General features: G+C 65.8%; 23 protein-coding genes and 2 pseudogenes. 11 read left to right on the forward strand and 14 right to left on the reverse strand.

What is annotated here, in order from left to right; genetic code table 11:
* Window positions 1-31: 31 nt before the first annotated feature.
* Window positions 32-505 (forward strand): hypothetical protein, encoded by a 474-nt coding sequence (locus tag AO501_RS24140; protein WP_055580092.1) that lies wholly within the window; start codon window positions 32-34, stop codon window positions 503-505.
* Window positions 506-511: 6 nt separating this feature from the next.
* On the opposite strand, the gene AO501_RS24145 is transcribed toward AO501_RS24140, so the two are convergent.
* Together AO501_RS24145 and AO501_RS24150 are read right to left on the reverse strand one after the other, a co-directional pair.
* On the reverse strand, window positions 512-1,918 hold the full coding sequence (locus tag AO501_RS24145; protein ID WP_055580093.1) for a wax ester/triacylglycerol synthase family O-acyltransferase: 1,407 nt from the start codon (window positions 1,916-1,918) through the stop codon (window positions 512-514).
* A 14-nt stretch (window positions 1,919-1,932) separates the two neighbouring features.
* Window positions 1,933-3,177, reverse strand: a complete 1,245-nt coding sequence (locus AO501_RS24150) for an alpha/beta hydrolase family protein (RefSeq protein ID WP_055580130.1) — start codon at window positions 3,175-3,177, stop codon at window positions 1,933-1,935.
* 215 nt (window positions 3,178-3,392) lie between these two features.
* Between AO501_RS24150 and AO501_RS24155 the strand changes: the two genes are divergently transcribed.
* The 3 genes and pseudogenes from AO501_RS24155 to AO501_RS24165 form a co-directional block, all read left to right on the forward strand.
* Window positions 3,393-5,249: an AMP-dependent synthetase/ligase gene (locus AO501_RS24155; protein WP_055580131.1), complete on the forward strand. Its 1,857-nt coding sequence runs from the start codon at window positions 3,393-3,395 to the stop codon at window positions 5,247-5,249.
* A gap of 115 nt (window positions 5,250-5,364) precedes the next feature.
* On the forward strand, window positions 5,365-6,498 hold the full coding sequence (locus tag AO501_RS24160) for a hypothetical protein (RefSeq protein ID WP_055580094.1): 1,134 nt from the start codon (window positions 5,365-5,367) through the stop codon (window positions 6,496-6,498).
* Window positions 6,499-6,586: 88 nt separating this feature from the next.
* Window positions 6,587-7,240, forward strand: a pseudogene (locus AO501_RS24165) (dienelactone hydrolase family protein); the annotation flags it as partial.
* Here AO501_RS24165 and AO501_RS24170 read toward each other — a convergent pair.
* From AO501_RS24170 to AO501_RS24205, 8 genes are all read right to left on the reverse strand, one after another.
* A complete protein-coding gene (locus AO501_RS24170) occupies window positions 7,237-7,707 on the reverse strand; it encodes a hydrogenase maturation protease (protein WP_055580096.1) in 471 nt (156 codons plus the stop codon). The pseudogene AO501_RS24165 and the gene AO501_RS24170 sit on opposite strands and share 4 nt — an antisense overlap.
* Window positions 7,704-8,996 (reverse strand): Ni/Fe hydrogenase subunit alpha, encoded by a 1,293-nt coding sequence (locus tag AO501_RS24175; protein WP_055580097.1) that lies wholly within the window; start codon window positions 8,994-8,996, stop codon window positions 7,704-7,706. Before AO501_RS24175 ends, AO501_RS24170 begins: the two co-directional genes overlap by 4 nt.
* The gene (locus tag AO501_RS24180; protein WP_055580098.1) at window positions 8,993-9,751 is read right to left on the reverse strand and encodes an oxidoreductase; all 759 of its coding nucleotides are present in this window, start codon (window positions 9,749-9,751) and stop codon (window positions 8,993-8,995) included. The genes AO501_RS24175 and AO501_RS24180 overlap by 4 nt, the downstream gene beginning before the upstream one ends.
* On the reverse strand, window positions 9,752-10,603 hold the full coding sequence (locus AO501_RS24185; RefSeq protein ID WP_055580099.1) for an FAD/NAD(P)-binding protein: 852 nt from the start codon (window positions 10,601-10,603) through the stop codon (window positions 9,752-9,754).
* Window positions 10,596-11,720, reverse strand: a complete 1,125-nt coding sequence (locus AO501_RS24190; protein WP_055580100.1) for a 4Fe-4S dicluster domain-containing protein — start codon at window positions 11,718-11,720, stop codon at window positions 10,596-10,598. Before AO501_RS24190 ends, AO501_RS24185 begins: the two co-directional genes overlap by 8 nt.
* Window positions 11,721-11,784: 64 nt before the next feature.
* Window positions 11,785-12,777 (reverse strand): Acg family FMN-binding oxidoreductase, encoded by a 993-nt coding sequence (locus AO501_RS24195; protein ID WP_055580101.1) that lies wholly within the window; start codon window positions 12,775-12,777, stop codon window positions 11,785-11,787.
* A 147-nt stretch (window positions 12,778-12,924) separates the two neighbouring features.
* Window positions 12,925-13,224: a hypothetical protein gene (locus tag AO501_RS24200; protein WP_371934958.1), complete on the reverse strand. Its 300-nt coding sequence runs from the start codon at window positions 13,222-13,224 to the stop codon at window positions 12,925-12,927.
* A gap of 160 nt (window positions 13,225-13,384) precedes the next feature.
* Entirely contained in the window at window positions 13,385-14,530 is a 1,146-nt protein-coding gene (locus AO501_RS24205; RefSeq protein ID WP_055580102.1) for a cation:proton antiporter, read from the reverse strand.
* A gap of 123 nt (window positions 14,531-14,653) precedes the next feature.
* Here AO501_RS24205 and AO501_RS24210 point away from each other — a divergent pair, with 123 nt between their 5' ends.
* The 4 genes from AO501_RS24210 to AO501_RS24225 all read left to right on the forward strand — a co-directional run bounded on the left by AO501_RS24210 (window position 14,654) and on the right by AO501_RS24225 (window position 17,872).
* A complete protein-coding gene (locus tag AO501_RS24210; RefSeq protein ID WP_197419935.1) occupies window positions 14,654-15,433 on the forward strand; it encodes a sulfite exporter TauE/SafE family protein in 780 nt (259 codons plus the stop codon).
* A 111-nt stretch (window positions 15,434-15,544) separates the two neighbouring features.
* Entirely contained in the window at window positions 15,545-16,696 is a 1,152-nt protein-coding gene (locus AO501_RS24215; RefSeq protein ID WP_055580104.1) for a GGDEF domain-containing protein, read from the forward strand.
* A 65-nt stretch (window positions 16,697-16,761) separates the two neighbouring features.
* Window positions 16,762-17,013: a hypothetical protein gene (locus tag AO501_RS24220; RefSeq protein WP_055580133.1), complete on the forward strand. Its 252-nt coding sequence runs from the start codon at window positions 16,762-16,764 to the stop codon at window positions 17,011-17,013.
* A 52-nt stretch (window positions 17,014-17,065) separates the two neighbouring features.
* Window positions 17,066-17,872, forward strand: coding sequence for an enoyl-CoA hydratase/isomerase family protein (locus AO501_RS24225; protein WP_055580105.1), 807 nt, complete (start codon window positions 17,066-17,068; stop codon window positions 17,870-17,872).
* Here AO501_RS24225 and AO501_RS24230 read toward each other — a convergent pair.
* Complete coding sequence (locus tag AO501_RS24230) at window positions 17,869-18,180, reverse strand: WhiB family transcriptional regulator (RefSeq protein ID WP_055580106.1); 312 nt, start codon at window positions 18,178-18,180, stop codon at window positions 17,869-17,871. The genes AO501_RS24225 and AO501_RS24230 overlap by 4 nt on opposite strands.
* Window positions 18,181-18,700: 520 nt before the next feature.
* Here AO501_RS24230 and AO501_RS39630 point away from each other — a divergent pair.
* Both AO501_RS39630 and AO501_RS24240 read left to right on the forward strand, forming a co-directional pair.
* A pseudogene (locus AO501_RS39630) lies at window positions 18,701-18,988 on the forward strand (DUF1942 domain-containing protein); the annotation flags it as partial.
* Between the two features lie 199 nt (window positions 18,989-19,187).
* Window positions 19,188-19,430: an alpha/beta fold hydrolase gene (locus AO501_RS24240; protein ID WP_055580107.1), complete on the forward strand. Its 243-nt coding sequence runs from the start codon at window positions 19,188-19,190 to the stop codon at window positions 19,428-19,430.
* Between the two features lie 104 nt (window positions 19,431-19,534).
* On the opposite strand, the gene AO501_RS24245 is transcribed toward AO501_RS24240, so the two are convergent.
* Window positions 19,535-20,041, reverse strand: coding sequence for a hypothetical protein (locus AO501_RS24245; protein ID WP_156452756.1), 507 nt, complete (start codon window positions 20,039-20,041; stop codon window positions 19,535-19,537).
* A 296-nt stretch (window positions 20,042-20,337) separates the two neighbouring features.
* Between AO501_RS24245 and AO501_RS38420 the strand changes: the two genes are divergently transcribed.
* Window positions 20,338-20,496 (forward strand): hypothetical protein, encoded by a 159-nt coding sequence (locus tag AO501_RS38420; RefSeq protein ID WP_197419936.1) that lies wholly within the window; start codon window positions 20,338-20,340, stop codon window positions 20,494-20,496.
* A gap of 43 nt (window positions 20,497-20,539) precedes the next feature.
* Here AO501_RS38420 and AO501_RS24250 read toward each other — a convergent pair whose 3' ends face one another.
* Both AO501_RS24250 and AO501_RS24255 read right to left on the reverse strand, forming a co-directional pair.
* A complete protein-coding gene (locus AO501_RS24250) occupies window positions 20,540-21,331 on the reverse strand; it encodes an SDR family oxidoreductase (RefSeq protein WP_055580109.1) in 792 nt (263 codons plus the stop codon).
* Window positions 21,332-21,368: 37 nt separating this feature from the next.
* Window positions 21,369-22,094, reverse strand: a 726-nt coding sequence (locus AO501_RS24255) for a DUF2993 domain-containing protein (RefSeq protein ID WP_197419937.1), incomplete at its 5' end; no start/stop codon positions are given.

A 22,094-nucleotide genomic window follows, 5' to 3' on the forward strand; every position in this document is an offset into this window, starting at 1 on the left:
GCCCAACACCCTGCTCTGCGAGCAGATTGTGATGGTGGGATCGAACACTGCACTGCAAGCGACACCCGACACACGCGCGTGTGCCCGCGTCATCGGCCCCTTCGTCGTCATCGTCACCGCGACCGCGATCGGGCGGGCCGACTCCCTGCGGACGCTGCTGGCGGAGTTTCGCGCAAGCGCGGTATGGCCCTGGGTCAGTGGCGTATTCGTCCTGATACTCGGGTTGGTCGTGGTGGCCCTGCATCGGCATTGGCGCGGCGCGCCCGCGATCATCGTGTCGGCCCTCGGTTGGTTGACGACGCTGAAAGGGTTTCTGCTGATGGCCTTGCCGCAGAGCTACCTGTCGTTTGCCTACTCCGCGGTCGACGTAACCGCCTGGTGGCGTGTGGGTTTCGTTGCCATGGCACTGCTCGGGCTGTATCTGACTTTCGTCGGATGGATGCCTGCAGCCAAGCCGGCGCCCCAGCCCGCAGGCCAGACCACGCAAGTACGCCGCGCCGCCTGAGAGCACTCAGCCGGGGCAGGCGCCCACGGCCACTTCGAGTTCGGCCAGACAGGCCTCGGTCAGCGGGATGAATCTCTCGATATCGGGCACCACGTCAGCTCCCGCGACGAAGCCGAATCCCACCCGGTCGGCATACGAGCACGTGGTCACGTTGAGTCCCTGGCCGTCATAGACAGTCGAGACCGGGTAGATCTCCTCGACGTGAGCGCCATTGAAGTACATCTCGGTGCGTGGCCCGGGTACGTGCGAGATAGGCAGGTTGTATCCGGTCCGGCCCTGCCACGTCACCGGCAGCAGCGGCGGAATCACGGTCGCGGCAACACTTCCCGCATTCGTCAGTAGCGACGCAGCCGATCCGCGCTTGGCCACCCAGCGTTTTCCTGCCGCCATGGAGCGGTGAATCAGCCCCAGGCGGGCGCCCGGATCATCCAGATCGGTGCCCAGCGGGCACAGCCACAGGCCGAACATGTTGCCGGAAGACTGCTTCGAAGAGCGCCCGGCATGGCTCCGCACGGTGATGGGACACACCGCGACCAGGGACCGGTCGGGCAGTTCCTCGTGCTCGCGCAACCATTGCCGCACCACGCCCGCCAGCATCGCCGTGATCACATCGTTGGCGCTGACTCCCGCCAATTGCTGGATGGCTTGGATACGATGGCGCGGCCAGCTGCCCGCGCAGACCGCACGCCCGGCTCCCAGACGACCGTTGAAGCGGGTATAGGGAGCATCGAACGGCAGTGTCGTCACGTGCGCGACCACACTGTCGACGACGGTCGCCAGCATTCCGGTAACCACGCCCTCAACCAACTCCACACCGGACCCGACCGTGCCGCCTACCCACCGCAGCGGCGCCGTAAGCCGCGACACCAGCCCGCTCGATGTGTCCGGCGGCGGTCCCGTCCAGCGGTCGGCGTAGAACGGCGGCATCGCGTGTTCCGCCGGGTCGGCACTGAGCGCACCGGTGATCATCCGCAGGCCCGCGACGCCGTCGATGACGGTGTGGTGCACCTTGACATAGAACGCGAAGCGACCGTCTTCCAGGCCGTCGATCAGATACGACATCCACATCGGACGCGACCGGTCGAGCCGCTCCGCGTCCAGTTCGCCGATCAGCCCCCACAAGCCCCCGGCGCCGACGGATAATGTCCGGCGCTGGCAATGGTGTTCCAGGTCAACGGATTCCAGCTCACGCCAAACCCACATGCCCCCGGTATCCACACCACGGTGCGGATAGCGGCGCAGCCGCCGGTCGATCGGCTGGGCCCCCGCGAGCGCCGACGCATACACGTCGTCGACGTAGCCGGGACCGGCTTCCGGCGGAGGCGACAAGATCAGCACTACACCGACGTGCATCGGGCTGGCCAGCAGTTCCCCGGCCATCATCGCGGTGTCCAGCGGGCTGAGCAGGTCCATCTCGACTCGGGCGATCAGGCGGGCCGGGCACGCAGCTTCGCAGGCGCCTCCAGCAGACCCGACTGTTGCAGCGCTTCCCACACGAACCGCTGCACCGGTTGGGAGCGGAAGAATCCGGTGTGACCGCCCGGGTACCAGACGATTTCGGGTTTACCCCAGTGCTTCCAGAGGCGATTGACCTGCTCGCGCGGATGTACGAGGCGATCGGCGACGCCGGCATAGATGAACCGGCCCTGCATCGGCACGCGCGGGGTCAGGGACAACGGCGACACCATCCGTCCGATGGGTTCGGCCAGCCGCATCGTCCGACGGCGTGGGTCATCGTCACTGAGACCCGAATGCCGGCCCAGCACGTCGACCAGGTCGGCCACCGGGACACCGAGGATCGCGCACGTGAGGCCGTCCTCCAGGCTGGCGACCAGCGATGCGATGTAACCGCCGAGCGACAGGCTGTTCAGGCCGATGCGGGAATCGGGCTCCTGCAGCCGGATCCACGACAGCAGCCGGCGGATGTCCCAGACGGCCTGGGCCGTCGCGTGCACATCGTCGAGCACATCCTCGCCCGGAAACACCGCGCCCTTCGGCAGGCCCCGCGCCCGGGGCCCGTGCATGGGCAGGACGGGCATCACGACGTTGAGGCCAAGCTCGTCGTGTAGCTTCCAGGCCCGGAACAGGGCCAGATCCAGTGCGGCCCGGCCCATCTCGGTCCCGTGCACACACACCAGCCAGGGCCGTGGTTGCGCGTGACGAAGCAGCAGCGCGTATTCACGGTCGTTTGCCGTGTAGCCCTGCCATCGCTGCACACCAGGTTCCCCCGGGTGCGGCGTGTAGCCACTGGTGAAGTACATGCGGTAGAACGAACGCCTGCGCCCCTTCACCTTTCGCACGGTGACATCCGAGGGCGCCGGCGGCTTGACGAAGAAGCCTTCCGGCTGGTCCAACCACCCCTTGCCGCCGTAGAACTCGAGACCGGCCAGCACCTCGCGGGTGATGCGGTCGAACACTTCAGGCCGACTGACCGGGCGACGGGCCTTCAGGCCCATCAGCACGACCTCGTCGCGAAAGGCCTGCGCCGCCAGCGCCACGGTCGGCCGGGCGATGGGGAGCTCGTCGGGAGTCTGACCCAGATAGTCCCGCCATGATTGGGCCAGGTACTGCCCGGTGTGCATGAACGGCGTCGCGGCGCCGACCAGACCGCCGACGGCCGGCACGCCCCAGCCGGAGGGCTCCGGATGCTTCTGGTCGCTACTGGTGGGCATCGTCATGGCGGCACGCTAACACCGCGCCGGGACGCGGCGTAGGGACCTAGGACCCCGCCCAGGCGAGCGAAAGTCCTTGACCTGCATAGCAGATGTCCGGCGCCTGAGTGAGGACGGATGACCAGGCCGGAAAGGACTTAAGTCACTCGCGCCCCCGGTGCCGGCGTCGTAGCGTCGAAAGACGGTATTCGGCCCGGAAAGCACGGATGAGCGCCATGAACACACCGCTAGCCTCACTGGAGAGGCCGGACCTCAGCAAGATCGAGCGGCGCGCCCCGTCGGTCGCACACCTGTTCCGCAACCGCGTCGCCGCCACCCCGCACGCCGAGGCCTTTCGCTACCCACGCGACCACGGGTGGGAGAGCGTGACGTGGGAGCAGGTCGGCGACCGGGTAAAGAACATCGCCGCAGGGCTGATCGCGCTGGGCATCGCCCCGGAAGATCGCGTCGCGCTCGCCTCCTCGACACGCTATGAGTGGGTGCTCGTCGATTTCGCGGTGATGTGTGCGGGTGCGGCCACCACCACCGTGTATCCGACGACGAACGCCAGCGATGTGGCATACATCGTTGCCAACTCGGGCAGCCGCGTCGTGGTCGCCGAAAACCAGGGGCAGGTCGACAAACTGCTCGAACATCGCAATGAGCTGCCGGCCGTGAGCAACGTCGTGATCATCGACGGCGACGGCGACGGCGACTGGGTCCTGACCCTCGACGAACTGGAGCGGCGGGGCGGCCGATTACTGGCCGACTCCCCCGACGCCGTCGACGCCAGGATCGCGGACGTGGGCCCCGACCGGCTCGCCAGCCTGATCTACACCTCGGGAACCACCGGACGGCCCAAGGGTGTGCGGCTGACACACGAGGCCTGGACCTACACCGCCGCGGCCATCGACGCGTTGAATGTGCTTGGCCCAGAGGATCTCAACTTCCTGTGGTTGCCGTTGGCGCACTCGTTCGGCAAGGTGATGCTGGCACTGCCGCTACAGATCGGCTTCCCGACCGCCATCGACGGCAGAGTCGAGCGGATCGTGGACAACCTCGCCGCCGTGCGCCCCACCGTGATGGGTGCGGCGCCCCGCATCTTCGAGAAGGCGCATGCCCGCATCGTCAGTATGGTCGGCGAGCAGGGCGGCTTGAAGAAGAAGATCTTCGACTGGGCCATCGCGGTCGGGTTGAAGGTGTCCGAAACCAGGCAAGCGGGCGAAAAGCCCTCGTGGGCATCCTCACTGGCGTACCGACTGGCGGATCGCCTGGTGTTCTCCACGATCCGGGAGCGGTTCGGCGGCCGGGTGCGGTTCTTCGTCTCCGCCGCCGCAAAACTGGATCGCAACGTCGCCCAGTGGTTCGACGCGGTCGGCATCGTGGTTCTCGAGGGCTACGGCCTGACCGAGACGGCGGCGGCCTCATTCATCAACCGGCCCAACGCTTACCGGTTCGGAACGGTCGGCTGGCCCTTCCCGGCCACCGAGGTGAAGATCGCCGACGACGGCGAGATCCTGCTCCGGGGACCGGGAGTGATGACGTCATACCACGATCTGCCGGACGCAACCGCCGAGGCACTCGACGATGAGGGCTGGTTCCGCACCGGTGACATCGGTGAGATCGACCCTGATGGATTCCTGCGCATCACGGACCGCAAGAAGGACATGTTCAAAACCTCGCAGGGCAAGTATGTGGCGCCCTCAGCGATCGAAGTTCGGTTCAAGGGCCTATGCCCGTACGCGGGTGAACTCATCGTCATCGGAGAGGCCAAGCCGTACTGCGTGGCACTGGTGACGCTGGACGGTGAAGCGATCACCGACTGGGCCGCGAAGCAGGGCCTGTCCGGCATGTCCTTCGCGGAGATCGCGCGCGACGAGAAGACGCGCGACCTGATCGCGGGCTATATCGACGAACTGAACTCGGAGCTCAATCGGTGGGAACAGATCAAGAAGTTCGCCATCCTCGACCGCGAACTGTCGATTGAAGCCGGCGATCTCACACCGAGCATGAAGCTGCGTCGCAAGGTGGTCGTCGACAAGTTCGCCGAACGCCTCGCGGAACTCTACGAGCCGGTCACGGCAGGGACTTAAGACCCCGATCGGAGGGCTTACGACTCTGCCCCGACCGGTTCGCCTTTCATACCGTTCATAGCGTCGGCGGGTGAAACCGCCTCAGCCGCACCAGTAGCTAAGAAAAGGGGATCTCATGCTCTCAGAACACCTCAGGTGGCTCACGAAAGCAGCAGGCCCGTTTGCCTCGGTGTATTTCGACGACTCCCACGACGCCGCCGACGCGGCCGGACAACTGGACGCCAAATGGCGCGATATCCGCGCGCACCTCGAGAATCTGGGAGCCGCCGCGGGCATCCTCGAGCGGCTGGAGGAAGCGATTCTGCACCATCAGCCGGCCGTGGGACGACGCGGCCGGGCGGTCATCGTCACGCGGGCTCAGGTGCTCATCAACGAGCAACTGATCAGTCCTCCCCCGGCCCCGATAATCCGCCTCTCGGACTACCCGTACGTCCTGCCGTTGATCGAACACGAAATGCGGCGACCGACGTACGTGTTCGCCGCGGTTGACCACACCGGCGCCGATGTGACCCTGTACAAGGGCCGCACGACGAGTTCGACGATCGTCGAGGGTTCCGGCTACCCGGTGCACAAACCCGCAACCGCCGGGTGGAACGGCTACGGCGACAAGCAGCACACCACCGAGGAAGCCATCCGGATGAACTGCCGCGCGATCGCCGACCACCTGACTCATCTGGTCGACGAGGCGGACCCGGAGGTGGTGTTCCTCAGTGGCGAGGTTCGTTCCCGCGCCGACGTGCTGGCCGAATTACCGAAACGGGTGGCGGAGCGGGTGGCGCAACTACATGCCGAAGGGCACCGCGGTGATGTCAATTACGCGGAGATCTTCCGGCTGACCGCTCCCGAGTTCGCCCGGCGTCACGACTTGGAGATGGCCGAGATCGCCGAGCGGCTCGACGCCGAGATCGGCCGCGGCTCCGGGTTGGCGGCCGACGGTCTCGTCGCGGTCTGCGCGGCGCTGCGCGAAGGCGACGTCGAGACGTTGATCGTCGGCGACCTGGGCGATGCGACGGTAGTCACCGGGGCGGCGCTGACCGCGGTGGCACCGGACGCCGACGCGCTCTCCGATTTCGGTGAACCGGTGGCGCGGGTCGCCAGGGCCGACGAGGCGCTGCCCTTCAGCGCTCTCGCCGTGGGCGCCAGGTTGGTTCAGGCGGACGACCGCCTCACACCCACCGACGGTGTCGCCGCCCTGCTGCGTTACGTCGCCACCGACCGGCTGGCCAGCACGTCCGATTCGCGACAGTGACATACACGCCGCCGCGGCGGCGTGTCGCGTCGTGCGATTCACGCTCGGCGGGTGCTCAAGAGGGGAACGACTTATGAAGCAGCACAACGAACCACCGCTGCGTGACGAAGAAATAGTGGTACCGGCCGGGCCGGTATCGATAGCAGGTCACCTGACGATCCCTCAGCACCCGAAGGGTGTCGTGGTGTTCGCGCACGGCAGTGGAAGCAGCAGGCACAGCCCGCGCAACCAGTATGTTGCCCGAGTGCTCAACGAGGCAGGTTTCGCGACAGTGCTTTTCGACCTGCTGACACCGGACGAGGAACGTGACCGCGCCAACGTCTTCGACATTCCACTGCTGGCGTCCCGGCTGGTGGACATCACCGGTTGGCTCGCCGGCCAGCCCGATACCGCGGCGCTGGCCATCGGCTACTTCGGCGCCAGTACCGGAGCCGGGGCTGCGTTGGCCGCTGCCGCCCATCCAGGTGTCAAGGTGGCAGCCGTCGTGTCCCGGGGCGGCCGGCCCGATCTCGCGGGTCCGGCGTTACGCCACGTGCAGTCGCCCACTCTGTTGATCGTCGGCGGACGCGACGAGATGGTTCTGGATCTCAACCGCCGGGCCCGCGCGGCGATCCCCGCCGAGTGCAAGATCGCCATAGTGCCCGGCGCAACGCACCTGTTCGAGGAGCCCGGCACCCTCGAACAGGTGGCGATGTTGGCGCGCGGCTGGTTCACCAGTCACCTCACTACGTCTCAGGATTAACCCGAAACACCTGTCACGCGGATGATTTCGGCTGCGGCCAACGCGACCACCTGCGGCACGGCCTGCTCGACCTGCGCGGTGAAACCGACGCCATGTCCGGTGTCGGCGACGTCGACGGCGTAGATCTGTAGCGCCTCGGGCACTCGCCCGAGTGCTTGGCCGAGCGCATAGGTGCGGCCGACGTCGATACTGTGCGAGCTCAGCGACTTCGCGGAGCTGAGCAGTTCGTCGAGGCTGCAGCAGCGGATACGGCCGCCGGTCGAGGCGGTCGTCACCGCGGCGTCGATGATGACCGCTAACCGCACTCCCGTCCAAACATCAAGCAGCGTCAGAGGATCCATGATCCCGGTCACGACCTCAACGCCCGGAAGCGCCAAATCGCCGAGTGCCCTGGCGGCAGTGACGCCCAGCCCGTCGTCACGCCGGTAGCGATTGCCGAGGCCGATCACGGCAACGGTGCCGGTCACGTGCGGTGGACCGTCAACGTCAGGAAGTGGGTCGAGCACGAGATGCAGGGGTCGTAGTTGCGAATCACCCGCTCGCACAACGTGGTGAGTGCGGCGTCCTCGAGGTCCAGGTTGTCGGAGATCACCCGGCTGAGATCTGCTTCGATAGCCGCCTGGTTCTGCGAAGTGGGTGGAATGATCGTCGCCGCGGAGACCTGCCCGTCCGCACCGATGTGGTACCGGTGATAGAGCAGACCACGGGGAGCTTCGCTGACGCCGTGCCCGACGCCGGCGCGGGCCGGAACGTCGACGAACGGGCGGGAAGGCCGCTGATACTCGCCGATGAGCCGCAGCGCCTCGTCGATCGCGTACACCACCTCCACGGCCCGGACAATGATGCTGCGGAAGGGGTTTCGGCACTGCGCTGACAGCCCGGCGCGTCGGGCGGCCTCGGCGGCGAGCGGCGATAACGCCGATGAGTTCAGTGAGTAGCGTGCCAGCGGTCCGGTCAGATAGCGACCCCCATCCAGGGTCGCGTGCAGCGCAGTGGAATGCGGCACTTGCGACTCGACGACGTGCGCCATGAAGTCGGCCACCGGAAAGGGCGGACCGGGGCTGCGCGCGATGACGCCGTTCTCGATCGCGTATTGACCGGATGCGCTGAGCGCCAACATCTCATGGTCCAGTTCGAGGTCAGGGAACTCGAAGCCGGCTACCCATTCGACGGTGGCCAACGCGTGATCGAGCGCCCTGCGGAGTTCCTGTGCGATGGGTTCGAGATCCAACCGGGTCGGCACCGAATAGAACCCACCGAGGCGCAGGTTGATCGGGTGGATCGCTCTGCCGCCGACGAACTCCATGAGGCGATTACCCGCCTTTTTCAGCGCCAGCCCGCGTTCGACCACCTCGCGGTGGTCACGGGCCATGCTGACGATGTCGGGATAGCCGAGGAAGTCCGGGGCGTGCAAAAGGTAGATGTGCAGAACGTGGCTGTGGATCCACTCACCGCAGTACAGCAACCGCCGCAATGCGACGATCTCGTCGTCGATCTCGGCGCCGCAGGCGTCTTCGATCGCATTGCAGGCGCTGAGCTGATAGGCCACCGGGCAGATGCCGCAGATCCGCGCGGTCAGGTCCGGCGGTTCGGTATGTGCTCGTCCCCGCAGAAACGCTTCGAAAAACCTCGGCGGCTCATAGATATTGAGTTCCACGGATTCCAGCGCGCCGTCTTTGAGCGTGACATTAAGCGCCCCTTCACCTTCCACGCGAGTCAGTGTTGCAACCCGCAGCGTGCGGTCCGCTGAAGTCACTGCTTGCTCCGTTCCGCGGCGAATCGTGCCACGTTGAATGTCGAGAACACCCGGTCCACGTCGGCCTCCGACAGTCCGTCGCGACGCAGCAACGGAATCAGCGTCGCGGTTCTCGGTGCGGCAGAAGGACCGAAACAGCCGAAACACCCGCGGTGGTGCCGGGGACACAGCGCCCCGCAGCCGGCATGCGTGACCGGGCCCAGGCAGGGTATGCCGTCGGCGACCATGACGCAGGTGACACCCCGCAGCTTGCACTCGGTGCACACCGTCTTCGCCGGCAACCGCGGCTTGCGTCCGATCAGCAGGGCCGCCAGGGTGTCGATCAGCTGGCCGCGGTCGATGGGGCAGCCCTGCAGTTGATAGTCGACCTTGACGTGGGCGGAGGCGGGCGTGGAAGTCGCCAGTGTGTCAATGTATTCCGGCTTGGCGTAGACGACCGACGCGAACTCAGCCACGTCGGCGAAGTTGCGCAGGGCCTGCACTCCCCCCGAAGTTGCGCACGCACCGATGGTGACCAGTATCTTCGACTGTTCCCGGATCTCACGTATCCGAACTTCGTCATGCGGTGTCGTGACCGAGCCCTCGACCAGCGAGACATCGTACGGCCCTTCGGTTGTCGCGCTGGAGGCCTCCGCGAAGTTGGCGATCTCCACATGATCGGCGAGGGTCAGCAACTCGTCCTCGCAGTCCAGCAGAGTCAGCTGGCAGCCGTCACAGGACGCGAACTTCCACACCGCCAATTTGACCGGGCTCATCTACAGCTCCTTCACCTGCATCAGCGGCCCCGCCACGTCGTAGCCCACGACGGGCCCGTCGCGGCACAGCAGCAGTGGACCGAGCTGGCAGTGCCCGCACCAGCCGATTCCGCATTGCATATTGCGCTCCAGTGACACCCGGATATCGTGCGGGGACATGCCTTTGGCGATCAGCTCCGCCGCGCCGAAACGCATCATCGGCTCCGGCCCGCAGAGGAAGGCACTGGTGCGCGCGGCATCCAAGGTCAGCCGGCGCAGGGGTTCGGTCACCAGGCCGACTTCCCCTTCCCAACCCTGGGTCGCCGCGTCGACGATCAGGTGCAACTCGATCCGTGGGTCATCCGCCCACGTCTTCAACTGTTCGACGAACACGAAGTCGGCCCGGGAACGGGCCCCGACGATCAACATCAGCCTGCCGTAACGCTCGCGGTGGGCCAACGCGCCCAGGATCGCCGGTCGCAGCGGGCACAGGCCCACCCCGCCGGCGACCATGACCAGATCACGGCCTACGGCCTCGGCCAGCCCCCAGCTGGTGCCGAACGGACCCCTTACTCCGACAATGGTTCCCGGCTGGGCATCGTGCAGAGCGCGGCTGACCGCACCGACGGCGCGCACCGTGTGCGTAATGGACCCGTCCTTGACGGTCGGGTCACCACTGATCGAGATCGCCGCCTCGCCGACGCCGAATGCGTACAGCATCATGAATTCTCCGGGCTCCGGCGGCCGCACCGCCGAGCCGACGGGTTCCAGGCACAGGGTGGCCGAATCCGGGCTCTCCACAACGCGACTGCGGACCCGGTATGGCAACGGGTCCATCGCTGAGATGGGCGGTGTCGTTGTCCAGTCACTCATCGCCGGCCATCTTGTTCATCTCGGCCGTGATGTCTATTCCGGTGGGGCACCAGGCGATGCACCGTCCGCAGCCGACGCACCCGGACATACCGAACTGATCGTGCCAGGTGCCCAACTTGTGCGTCAGCCAGTGTCGGTAGCGCGACGCGCCCGACTGACGGACGCTGCCACCGCCATGAATGAAGGTGAAATCGAACTCGAAGCAGGAGGCCCATTCCCGCCACCGTTCGGCGTGGTCACCGGTCAGGTCCGTGACGTCTTCAGTGCTGGTACAGAAGCAGGTGGGGCACACCATCGTGCAGTTGCCGCAGGTCAGGCAGCGGCTGGCCACTTCATCCCACTGCGGCGATTCCCGCGAGTCGAGCAGCAGATTACGCAGATCGCCCTCCGGCATCCGCCGGCCCATCCGCTGGGCGGCGTTCGCGACATCCGCACGGGCACCTGAGGTTTCGTCGTCCGTTGCCGCGCGCCGCGGCACCTCCGCCAATACCTCTGCACCTTCCGGAGTGCCCACCTCGACGACATAGCGCGCCGCGCTCCCAACGTCGGCACGCTCGGTGAGCGCCAGGTCGTATCCCGGTCCCACCGCCGGTCCGGTGCCCATCGACGCGCAGAAACACAACCCACCGGGTTCGGTGCAGTTCACTGCAACCACGAAGATCCGTTGTCGGCGACTGACGAACGAGGTGTCGGGATATGCTCCGCCGCCCAGCACCCGGCCGAGGGTGGCGATGGCGGCGAGGTCACAGCCGCGAACTCCCAGGAACGCGTAACGCGGTGCCTCCTCGGGCTCCTCGACTGCGCTACCGTCACGGGCGCCCGCCCATATCCGCTGGCGCGGTGGGTGCAGGAACTGTTTCCAGGATTGCGGCCCGGCCGAATGCCCGAACGCCGCGTCGTCGTCGCGCCGCCGCAGGCTGTAGTGTCCCGGACTCACGTCAACACCCCAGCCACGGGGCAGCTCACTCGCCGACCGCAATTCCGCGAGCACAATTGCGTTGTCCCGCAGCGTCGGACCGATGACACGGTAGCCGCGTTCGATCAGCACTTCGACAAGCCGGTGCAATCCAGCGGTATCCAGGAGTCCAGCGCCGACGTCTCCCCCGTCTCCGGTCATCAACCAATCATCCGTCCATGTCAGCGGGGGCTGTCAACCGCTGGCAGCCGTAATTCGCCGCCACTTAACGGGCTTCCGAATCGGCCAACCACTCCACCGTGTCCGACAGCGCCCGGCGCGGCGTCGCCGGCAGCGGATCCGCGTTGATGGGGGCCCAGCCCACGCGGAACAGCATCTGGGGATAACTTCTGTTGCCGAACACATCCGCGCGGACGGCGGCCCTGGTCTCCTCGATCTCCAGCGGTTCGGTGACCGGGCAACTCGCCAACCCCATCGCCGTCGCGGTCAGCAGCACCACGCTGGTGGCCTCACCGGCGCGCAGCTGCGCCAGGCGGTCGTCACTACGGGTGCCGAGCGCGAGGACCACGCCGTTGTCGTCCTCCGCACAGACATCGGGAGTCATGGCCAGGGCGGCACTGGCGAACTGGCGGCTGGGTATTGCCGCGGCCGGGTCCGGTGTCGGCGCGTTGCGCGCCGGAACACCCGCGGACGACGCGTGCCGGCCGCTCCAGGCGGTGAGTTCGGCCAGGTAGTCAGGATCCGCCGCGTGCGCTGACACCGATTGGTGGACAACGGCGCTCAGCATGCCCATCGATTCCACCCGATGCAGCGCCACCCCCATGCGAGCGGCACGGGCGGACATCAGCGCGACATCACCGACCGGCACCGGCCAGAAGCTGTAGTGGCGCCGGTCTGTCCGCCGCCGGGGCATCGCCGCAGCCAACATGATGTCCAGCTGGTCGGGTGCCTGCGGAATGAACTCTATGGCGGCAAGGTGGTCGGGCTCGGCCGGGTTGGGAAGCCGGGACACCTTGGCCTGCCACCCCACGGCCGCCAGGGCGACGACGCAATGATTCAGCGCGGCACCGCAACTGAGCATCAGGTCACGACCATCTGGATCCGTATGAGGCAGCTGCCGGCTCGTGTCGGAGTAGAGGTGAAGGCTGGACATGTCCACCCGCCACCGCCAGGGTTGGGTGTTGTGCACCGACGGCGCCCGAGACGCCAGCGTGAGGACTGTCCGGATGGTGCCTTCGTCCGGGGAGTGTGCGCTCATCCTTTGCGTTCCTTTCCACCTAGGTCTTGTCCACGTAGGTCTTGGTTCAACCAAAGCGTGATCCAGCCGCCGATACGAGGGCATGCCGTCCCAAGTCGGCGGGACTTTATACCTTTGCGGCGCTCACGCCGGATGCCATAGAGGCGCTCACGCCGCAAGCGTGACGTCGACCGACAGGTGCTCGCCGACCGCGTAGACCGCCGGCCAGTCGCCCTCCTGCACAGCCCGCGCCAGGTCATCAACCAGCGGGCTTTCGACGCCCAGTTCGGCCAGCCACGCCGAGACCGTCGGTGCGATCTGGTGACCCGGCACGTCGACCGCGCGGCCGTCGTGCAGCCGGTCGGTGACGTGGTAGATGTTCAGGGTCACAACGGCCGGCCGATTCAGCCAGCCCAACGTGAAGTGGTCGGTAGCCAGTAACCAGAAGTTCGTCCGAAAGTTCGACATTGTGGCCTCCTCGATCAGCCTTAGATCAATCTGACCAGGAGCGCAGCACAGCCAATAGGGTCCTACGGAATCGTCCCGCAGTGCTTCGGTCGTCCGCTGGGCGTGCCGAAGTCCCAGGCGGGAAGGCCCTTCGTCATGGGCCCGCTTGGGTCAAACGTCCCTAGCCCGGCACTGCGCGTCTGCGCGCCGCCAACCTGCCAGCGATCGAAGTGCCGCCGATCGTGATCAGGGCGCCGAGAATCAACGCCGCCGCCTCACCCGCCGCAAACAGGTGGCGCTCGGTGCCGATCGTCGCGGCCGCCACCGGTACGCCGAGCTGGGCCGCTGAGATCACAGCAAGCGTCAGCGGCTGGCCCAACACCCTTGCCGCGCAATGGGCTGACAACGCTCCCACTCCGAGGGCGATCCCCAGCAGAACGAACTTCGGGTGCGCGACGAGCTCGCGGACCTGCAGTGTGGCACCCAGCCATACGAAGAACAGCGGGCTGAAGAACCCCTCGGTGATGCCGAACAGTTGTCTGGCCAACCGCCGCGGCTCACCGACGGCCGCGACCGCCAGTCCTAAGGCGAAGCCGGACAACATGATCGACACGCGGGTGGTGACGGCGACTGCCGCCAGCGCGAAGAGCAACAGGAGACTGGTCCGCAATTCCAAGGCCAGCCGGTCTTTTTTGGAATGGGCGTGCAGTCGCCGCAGCAGCCCGCGGCGATCGAATTCCCGCAGTACTACGAAGATGGCCACCGCGCAGGCGGCGATCGAGAGCCCGCTGAGCGCCGCTATCAGCGCCCGATCCGGCTCAATCGCCAACGGCAGCAGCAGAATGCACGCACAGTCCGCCACCGCGATCTGCGCGGAGACCAGGAGAACCGCAGACGCCCTTGATTGCAGAGACTGGATTATCGGCAACGCCAGGGCCGCTGAGGACGAGGCCATCAGTACCGCATAGAGCGCCGCATGGCCGTTGCGGAACTCGAAGGCGAGCAACAATCCGAGAGCCGCCGCGACGGCGCCCACCAAGCCGGCGCGCGCGCCGGCCAATGGCAGCGCGGAGCGCATCTGCAGGCCACGACCCGGAATCTGGGTGCCGACAACGAACATCACCAGCGCAAAGCCGATGTTGGCGAGGAACTGCAGCGTAGGGTCGGCGACATCGATGATCCCGAAACCCGAGTTACCGACGATGAGCCCGGCGAGCAACTCACCGATGACCACCGGAATTCGCAGCCGGGGTACGGCAGCCAGCAAGGGACCGGCGAAACCGATAGCAGTTACCAACGCCAGCGTGGCAAAGCCGAAACCATGCATGTCATCCGACCTTCAGGACCCGCCGCACGAGGTTATTCTGCACTGATCTGCGACCGGCGCGGCGTTGGCTGTCGGGTGAGTCAAACGGTGGTCAGATGAGGGGAACTGGCCGATAGTGCGTTGGTGACCACACTCGAGACCGTAGTGCTCAGCCTTGCCGCCGGCCTTACCGTCGCGACGGTCACCGCTCCGGTAGGCGTGTCCGGGGCGGTGTTTCTGCTGCCAATCCAATTCAGTGTGCTTCACATTCCGAGTCCTGCGGTCACTCCCACCAACCTGCTGTTCAACATCGTGTCCATCCCCGGCGCGTTGGTCCGCTACCGCGTGTCGTGGCACAGCCCGTTGACTGTCCGGCTGATCGCCGGCACGGTGCCGGGCGTGGTCATCGGCGCCATGGTGCGCGTCCTCCTGATTCCAGGACCACGTATGTTTCGCGTCGTAGCTGCGGGAGTTCTACTGCCCCTTGGCATTTGGCTGATCGCTCGCGAACGGTCACCCGCACGGCCAGCGGCCCGGCATCCGTCATCCCGGTCGATCAGCCTGCTGGCTCTCAGTGTTGGGGTGATCGGCGGCATTTATGGCATCGGCGGCGGGTCGCTGCTCAGCCCGATTCTTATCGGCCGCGGCCTGCCCGTTGCCACGGTCGCGCCCGCCGCGCTGGCGTCGACATTGGTCACCTCCGCCGCCGGCGCGGCCACCTATACCGTTCTGGCCACTGCTCATCGGGGCTTCGACATCGCACCCGACTGGCTGGTCGGGATCGTCGCCGGTGTCGGCGGGCTCATCGGCGGCTACCTGGGCGCTGCTATCGCACCCCGCGTACCCGAACGCGCGCTGCGGGTGACCCTGGGACTGCTGGCGGTCACCACTGCCGCCGTCTACGGCGCGCAGGCGGTCACCTGATCGAGTCGGCTGTCGGCGAAATCAGGAGCCATAATCCGACCGAGCGGTGTAACGTCTGCCCTGACTTGGCGGCCGAGTTTTGACAGCGGCCGGGCTCGTACGGAGGTGCGTATGTACGCCGAGTTGTCTGACCCGGCGCCCTCCCACACGTCTGTCCACCCCGCGGCGTCGGATTACATCAATAGCATGCAGCGTCTGCTGCGGGCGGTTCAGGAACTGTCGTTGGCCCGTAGCCTGGCCGATATTCAGCGAATCGTCCGCACTTCAGCCAGGGAGCTGACCGGATGTGACGGCGCCACCTTTGTGCTGCGCGACCAAGACAAGTGTTATTACGCCGACGAAGAGGCCATCGCCCCGCTGTGGAAGGGCAACCGGTTCCCCATCGAGGCCTGCATCAGCGGCTGGGCCATGCTCAACCGGGAAGCCGCGGTGATTCCCGATATCTACGTCGATCCGCGCATTCCGCAGGGCATCTACCGGCCGACCTTCGTCAAGAGCCTGGTCATGGTTCCCATCCGCCGGCTGGACCCGATCGGTGCCATCGGCAATTACTGGGCCCAACAGCACCACCCCTCCGACCAGGAAGTGCGCCTGCTGCAGGCACTCGCCGACTCGACCTCGATCGCGATGGAGAACGTTCAGGTCTCGGCCGAATTGGAGCAACGGGTACGCGACCGAACCGCCGAACTGGAAAAGGCGAACGAGGAGATCCGCCGGCTCTCGGTCACCGATGAGCTCACCGGACTGAACAACCGACGCGGGTTCTACCTGCTTGCCGAGCAAGCGGTGCGTGCCGCACGCCGTCACCGCCGCAATTGCGTGCTTGCCTTTCTCGACCTGGACGGCCTCAAGCGCGTCAACGACGAGCAAGGCCACGACGTCGGCGACATGCTGATCTGCGATGTCGCGCAGGTGTTGCGCGCCACGCTGCGCGAGTCGGACATCATCGCGCGCATCGGTGGCGACGAATTCCTGGTCCTGACCACCGAAAAGGAGGGAGACCCGGGCCGGCTCAAAGAACGGCTGGTCGAGGCGTTTCGCAATTTCAACCAGACCGGGGACAGACCCTACCAACTCTCAGCCAGCATCGGCCTGGTGCAGGCGCCGGCCGCTGACACCGCCTCCGTCGACGAACTGCTGGCCCGCGCTGACGAATTGATGTACGCCGAAAAGAAGGCCGGCATCAACGCGCGCCTGATGGGGATGATCGGACCCGATGCCACGTCTGCCTTACTGCCCGAGTTGACCAGCGGGAATTGGTGACCAGCCGCCGGGCCGAAAGCGCGTAATTGCGTTTGCCCGGTTGCGACAGTCAGTACGATCAATCGATGGTGAAAATGTTGTTCGCGGCGCTGGTAGCGGTCGGTTCTTTTGCCCTCGCACCCGTGCCGGCCGCGCACGCTGACGTGTGCGGTGATGTCGGGGGCCGACACGTTTCAGTCGGTGGCTGCACCGACCCGGCGGCGAGGGTGGCGACGGCCAGCGACGTCGAGGCCGCCAGCCAGGCCGCCAACGGCCAGCCGCCGTGCTACACCGCCGAGGGCGTGCCCTACTACACGCCCAACGGCGACCCCTGCTAGCCGGCGCCGCAAGCACGGCGCGCGGTAGCGGACGAGCCCGGAGCTGAGCGGGTTGGTCGAGTACCAGGATCTCGACGGTCTGCGTGCCGAGCTGCGATCCGACGGAGTCGGCGTGGTCGCTTTCGATCGTCCGGAGCGCCTCAACCCGCTCACCATGCAGACGCTGTGCGACCTGGAACGTGTTCTGCGGCAACTGGGCGAGGACGCCGGCTGTGGCGCGGTGGTGATCACGGGCGGTGACAGAGCCTTCTGCACCGGGATGGATCTCAAGGCGTCGGCGCCGAACAGCAGCGGCGGCGAATCGATCGAGCAGGTCTACGCGGTGATGCGGCGTGCCGTCACATCGGTACTGACCATGCGCGAGATCGGGCAACCGGTGATCGCCGCCGTAAGTGGACCCGCCGTCGGCGGCGGGTTCGCCATCGCGACTGCTGCCGACATCCGATTCTGTTCTCCGGATGCGGTTTTCATCGCGCCGTTTCTCAAACTCGGAGTGTCGATCGGTGACATGGGACTGTCGTGGATGCTGCCGCGACTGATCGGAGCAGGAGCGGCGGCCGAGGTGTTCTACAGCGGATCGCCGCTGGGAGCGGCAGAGGGGCAACGGCTCGGGCTCGTCCAGCGAATCGTCGAGGACCCGCTGCAGGACGCGATCGAGCTCGCTGCGACCATTGCCGCCCGCCCCCGGCTGGCGGTTCAGATGTCGAAGGAGCTGCTGAACGCGAGCATCGGCGCCGGCGGTTTGCGCGAACACCTCGAGTTGGAGATGCGGTCGCAGGTGATCGGGCTGGCGACCGAAGACCACCGACAAGCCCTGCGCGCGTTCGCCGCCCGCCGTCGGGAAGACCGGCCTAGCTAACCCGCGAAGCGTGCGTTCGTTTTATTGAAAAAGTCCGCCCAAGACATGACCTCGGGGTGCTGCTTGAGCAGGGCCCTGCGCCGGCGCTCGGTCAGACCGCCCCAGACGCCGTATTCCACCTTGTTGTCGAGTGCGTCGGCGCCGCATTCCCGCTTCACCGGGCAGTTCCGGCAGAAAGTCGCGGCCTTCCGTTGGGCCGCCCCACGCACGAAGAGGTCGTCGGGATCTGTGTTGCGGCACAGCGCGTCCGTGACCCACGTGCGATCCTCGGGGTTCACTGCGCGCGGATTGGTGTCGGCAGCCGCCAAACCTAACTGCCGCGGGGTCGATCGCGTTTCTGACAACAATTTGTTCCCTTCCTACTCGCCGCAATGTGGCCAACCTGGCCTCGATGAACCGTCTTGATTTCCCAGTATTTCCGGGACTGCCGGATGCGTTGACAGCAAACTACGGCCGACTGGCGGCGCGCACATCGTGACCGGCTGCCAATGATGCGAAGCCGCGTTGTGCGGACGCCACAAAGCGGTGCCGCAACCTCCGACCGCCCGCCTCTCGATCACGTTCTGATCTATCGCGATCGGCGCGCGAAGCGTTAACACGAACTGAAGACATCTGAGACGCGCCGATTCCGTCCGGCCAATGGGGTGCGTTTTGACCAACCGGTCGCGGGGTACGGCGAATAAGTGCGGTGTTAGTAAGGGGTCGGGCGCGCCGCATGACGGAAACTGTTCGAACGAAGGAGCCCGTCGTGAGGTTCACAAAGACAACTCTGAAGGCAGCCAGCGGAGCCGCCGCAATTGCCGGCAGCCTATTCGGCGCCGGAACTGCCCGACGGTGAAAGACTTCAGTGCCCGGGGTCCGAACTGACAGACATACAGGCTGATCGACAAGGCGCAGGTGCCCAACGGTTTGAACCCGGCGCCAATTCCGCAAGGCAGCGAATCGACGGGCATGCTCTACTCCGATGTCACCGGAGCGGCTCCGAACGCGGTGGTCTACAACGACGGATTGCAGGACATTCTGATCTGGACCTCAAACGTTCCTGGCACTTCCGCACCCGGCGACATGCGGAATTCGAGTCCGGCCCCAGGTGCACCACTCGCCCCGGCGACCTGAACACCCGCGCACACCTACCTGAGTCACGCCGCCTCGTGGCTCAGGGAGGTTTTTCTTGATGAGTCGATATCAGCGGTATATGCGTTATTCCAGGGGCTACCACAAATTGCCACCCGCAATGATTTCATCGCTTTGACCACGGTGGTGGTTGGGCCGGACGCTTGATTGCGCGGCGCAAATCGGGAGGGCTGACGGGGATGTGATCAGCAACTTGGTTCTGGTGCACGGTGGCGGCATGGGCGCGTGGGTCTGGGATCAGACCGTCGCGGCGCTGGCCACCCGAACCGACCGGGTTCGCTGCCTCGCGGTCGATGTACCCGGTTGCGGCACCAAGCGAGGTCGCGATACTTCCAGCCTCGACGTCGACGACATCGCTGATGAACTCGTTCGGGAGATCGTCGCCGTTGGAATGGAACATGTTGTGGTGGTGGGACGTTCGTAGGCAGGCATGCTCCTGCCGCGCATCGTCGAGGGCCCACAGTAGGAACGCGTCGCTGAGAACCCGCTGTGAACGCTCCGCGTCAGACGCTGACCAGACGAGTGGTCTCAGGGATTTTCGGTTGTCACGGGGTTGGGGGTCACCGGATTCGTTACCGCGGGAAGATGCCCCGGCCAGCCCGGCAAATCCGCATTCGGTTCCGAAATCGGCGATACCTCCAGCGGAACGCACTTTTTCGGGGTGAGCCCGTTTTTCCACGCACCGGGCGGATTCGGCGCGGCGGATAGCGAGCCGTCCGGGCAGCGGAATGAGCATGAGCCCTCGAGCGCACCCAGCGGAGTGATGACTTGAGCGGTGAGGAAGAAGATGTTCACACCACCCACGCCCTGGACGGCGCCGCCGCCGTACTCGCAGTGCCAGCGACTGCCGTTTTCCTCGATCGGGAAGTCACACCAGTAGTGATACGCACCCATTTCCATGCCGGACCCGCCGACCCCCGGATAGTCACACAAACCGGGCCCAGGTACGTTTCCACCGATATCCGCTTGTGCCACAGGGACACTCATACATAGCCATGCAGTTGCCGCAATGCCGAAAATGGCGAATTTCTTCACTATTCACCTCTTCAAACGAGAACCGCCGCGTGATGGGCAACTGCGTTTTCGAGCCAATTGACCATGACGCCCTTAGTCATACGCCCCCAGTGTCTCGCCTGGAAACTCATCACGTTGCCATTACGGGGAATAATCCCTGATCCAGTCGCAGGGGCCGCCCGCGATATTGGCCAAACTGATTGCGTCACAGCGCCATCGCGCCGTGCCGCCGGCGATGTCGTCAAGTGGGTGGCCACTGTCGCTGCGAACCTGCGACGATGTACGGGTAGCTACCGTTACGGACAGAAAGAATCTCCATGCCCGCCGAACCATCGCAGCCATCCGCCGCGGCACCCAAACGGCCGCGCGTGCACGTCACTCCGGAGGATTTGGAGAGATTCGGTGACGAGGAGCAGGTGCGGGCGGCGTGGGACGAGAGTCGGCTCCGCGACGAACAGCCGCCCCATCACCGCTAGCGGTTCTTCGCACCAGGGCGTGACTTTCGCCAGGTGGCGGGCATTACTCGAGGGTGCGCTGATAGCGGCGCATGCCGGCGATCCAGCGCTCGTAGTCGGCGCCCTTCTGCCGATACATGGTCAGCACCTCAGGGTGCGGGAGCACCAGGAACTTCTGCTCGACGATCGCCTGGACCACGAGGGCCGCAACGGCCTCCGGGGCAGTCACCGCACCGGCACTGGTGACGGCGGCGCCGGCCATCCGCATCTCCGCGTCCGGGGATTCCGACATGCCGCGCAGCATCGGAGTGTCCACACCCATCGGGCACACGCAGCTCACCCCGATTCCCTGGTCGCCGTATCTGATGGCGAGCCACTCAGCGAACCCGACGGCCGCGTGCTTGGTCACGCTGTAGGAGGCGGCGCCGAGCTGGGTCAACAGCCCGGCTGCTGACGCAATAGCGACAAAATGTCCGCTGCCACGCTCAAGCCATTGCGGCACAACGGCTTTGGCGGCGCGGATGTGAGCACGCAGGTTGATGTCGATGATCCGGTCCCAGGCTGCTTCGTCGTCGCCGAGGCCGAGTTGGCCGCTGATACCGGCGTTGGCGACGTAGATGTCCACCGGACCGTAGGTTTGGCGGGCGATGTCGAGCAGCGTTGCGATTCCGTCCGTGGTCGCGGCGTCTGCCGCCGACGCGACTCCACCGATCATCGCGGCGGTCTCGGCGGCCGATTCCGCGTCGATGTCGCCGGCCACTACCGAGGCACCGGCCGAAGCCAGTGCCGCCGCAATGGCGCGGCCGATGCCCGAGCCCGCTCCGGTGACCACCGCCACCGATCCATCGATCTTCACGCGCCCATGTCTACCGCATCGATTGGTGGCAGGCGGATCACAACCCGCTGAAGCAGTCCTGACCGTTCGATGACGATGCTGGGATGCTCGCGTTAGTGGTCGAGAACGTGGCTTCCAGGCCGCTGTCGGTGACTTTGACGGTGTCGGCGTGGATGCCCATCGGATAATTCTGCGTCGCCTTGGACGTGAGGCTGTCCAGGTTGCTCTGCACCGTGTCGGTCGACATCTTCGAGCCCAGCGCAGTCAGGTTGACCACCTGCAAAGACAGCCCATTGTTGACGATATGGGGCTTGACGGTGACGCTGTCGAGCATCCCCTTCAATTCGATGGTTCCGTCGCCGGGATTGGTGGTGACCTTGCTGGTCACAAAGCTGCCCAGGACCGGGACGGCGTCCTGGACCGATTGCTTGATTCCGTCGGATGACCAGGTGATGGTGCCGTTCAGCGAGCCGATGGTGCCCTTGGAGTTGCCGGAGTCGCTCAGCCGGAGGTCCTTGATGTCGATGCTGACCTTCATGCCCTTGGCGCTGCGCACTTGGTTGCCGCCAGTCTGCACCGAGATGCTCGGGTAGGAGTCGCTGACGTACTGCCACAGCATCGGCGGCATGGCGGCAAAGGAGACGGTGGCACTGTCCTCGACCTCGCACGCCACTGCGCTTGCCACTTTGTTCCCCGCCAGGTGACGGATCAGCAACTCCGCCCCGATCACAAGTGCCACGACAACCGCCAGCACTATGCCCAGCACCAGGGCCTTTGGCCGCCG

The organism is Mycobacterium gordonae, from assembly GCF_001417955.2.
In the GTDB taxonomy this organism is placed as follows: Bacteria; Actinomycetota; Actinomycetes; order Mycobacteriales; family Mycobacteriaceae; genus Mycobacterium; species Mycobacterium gordonae_B.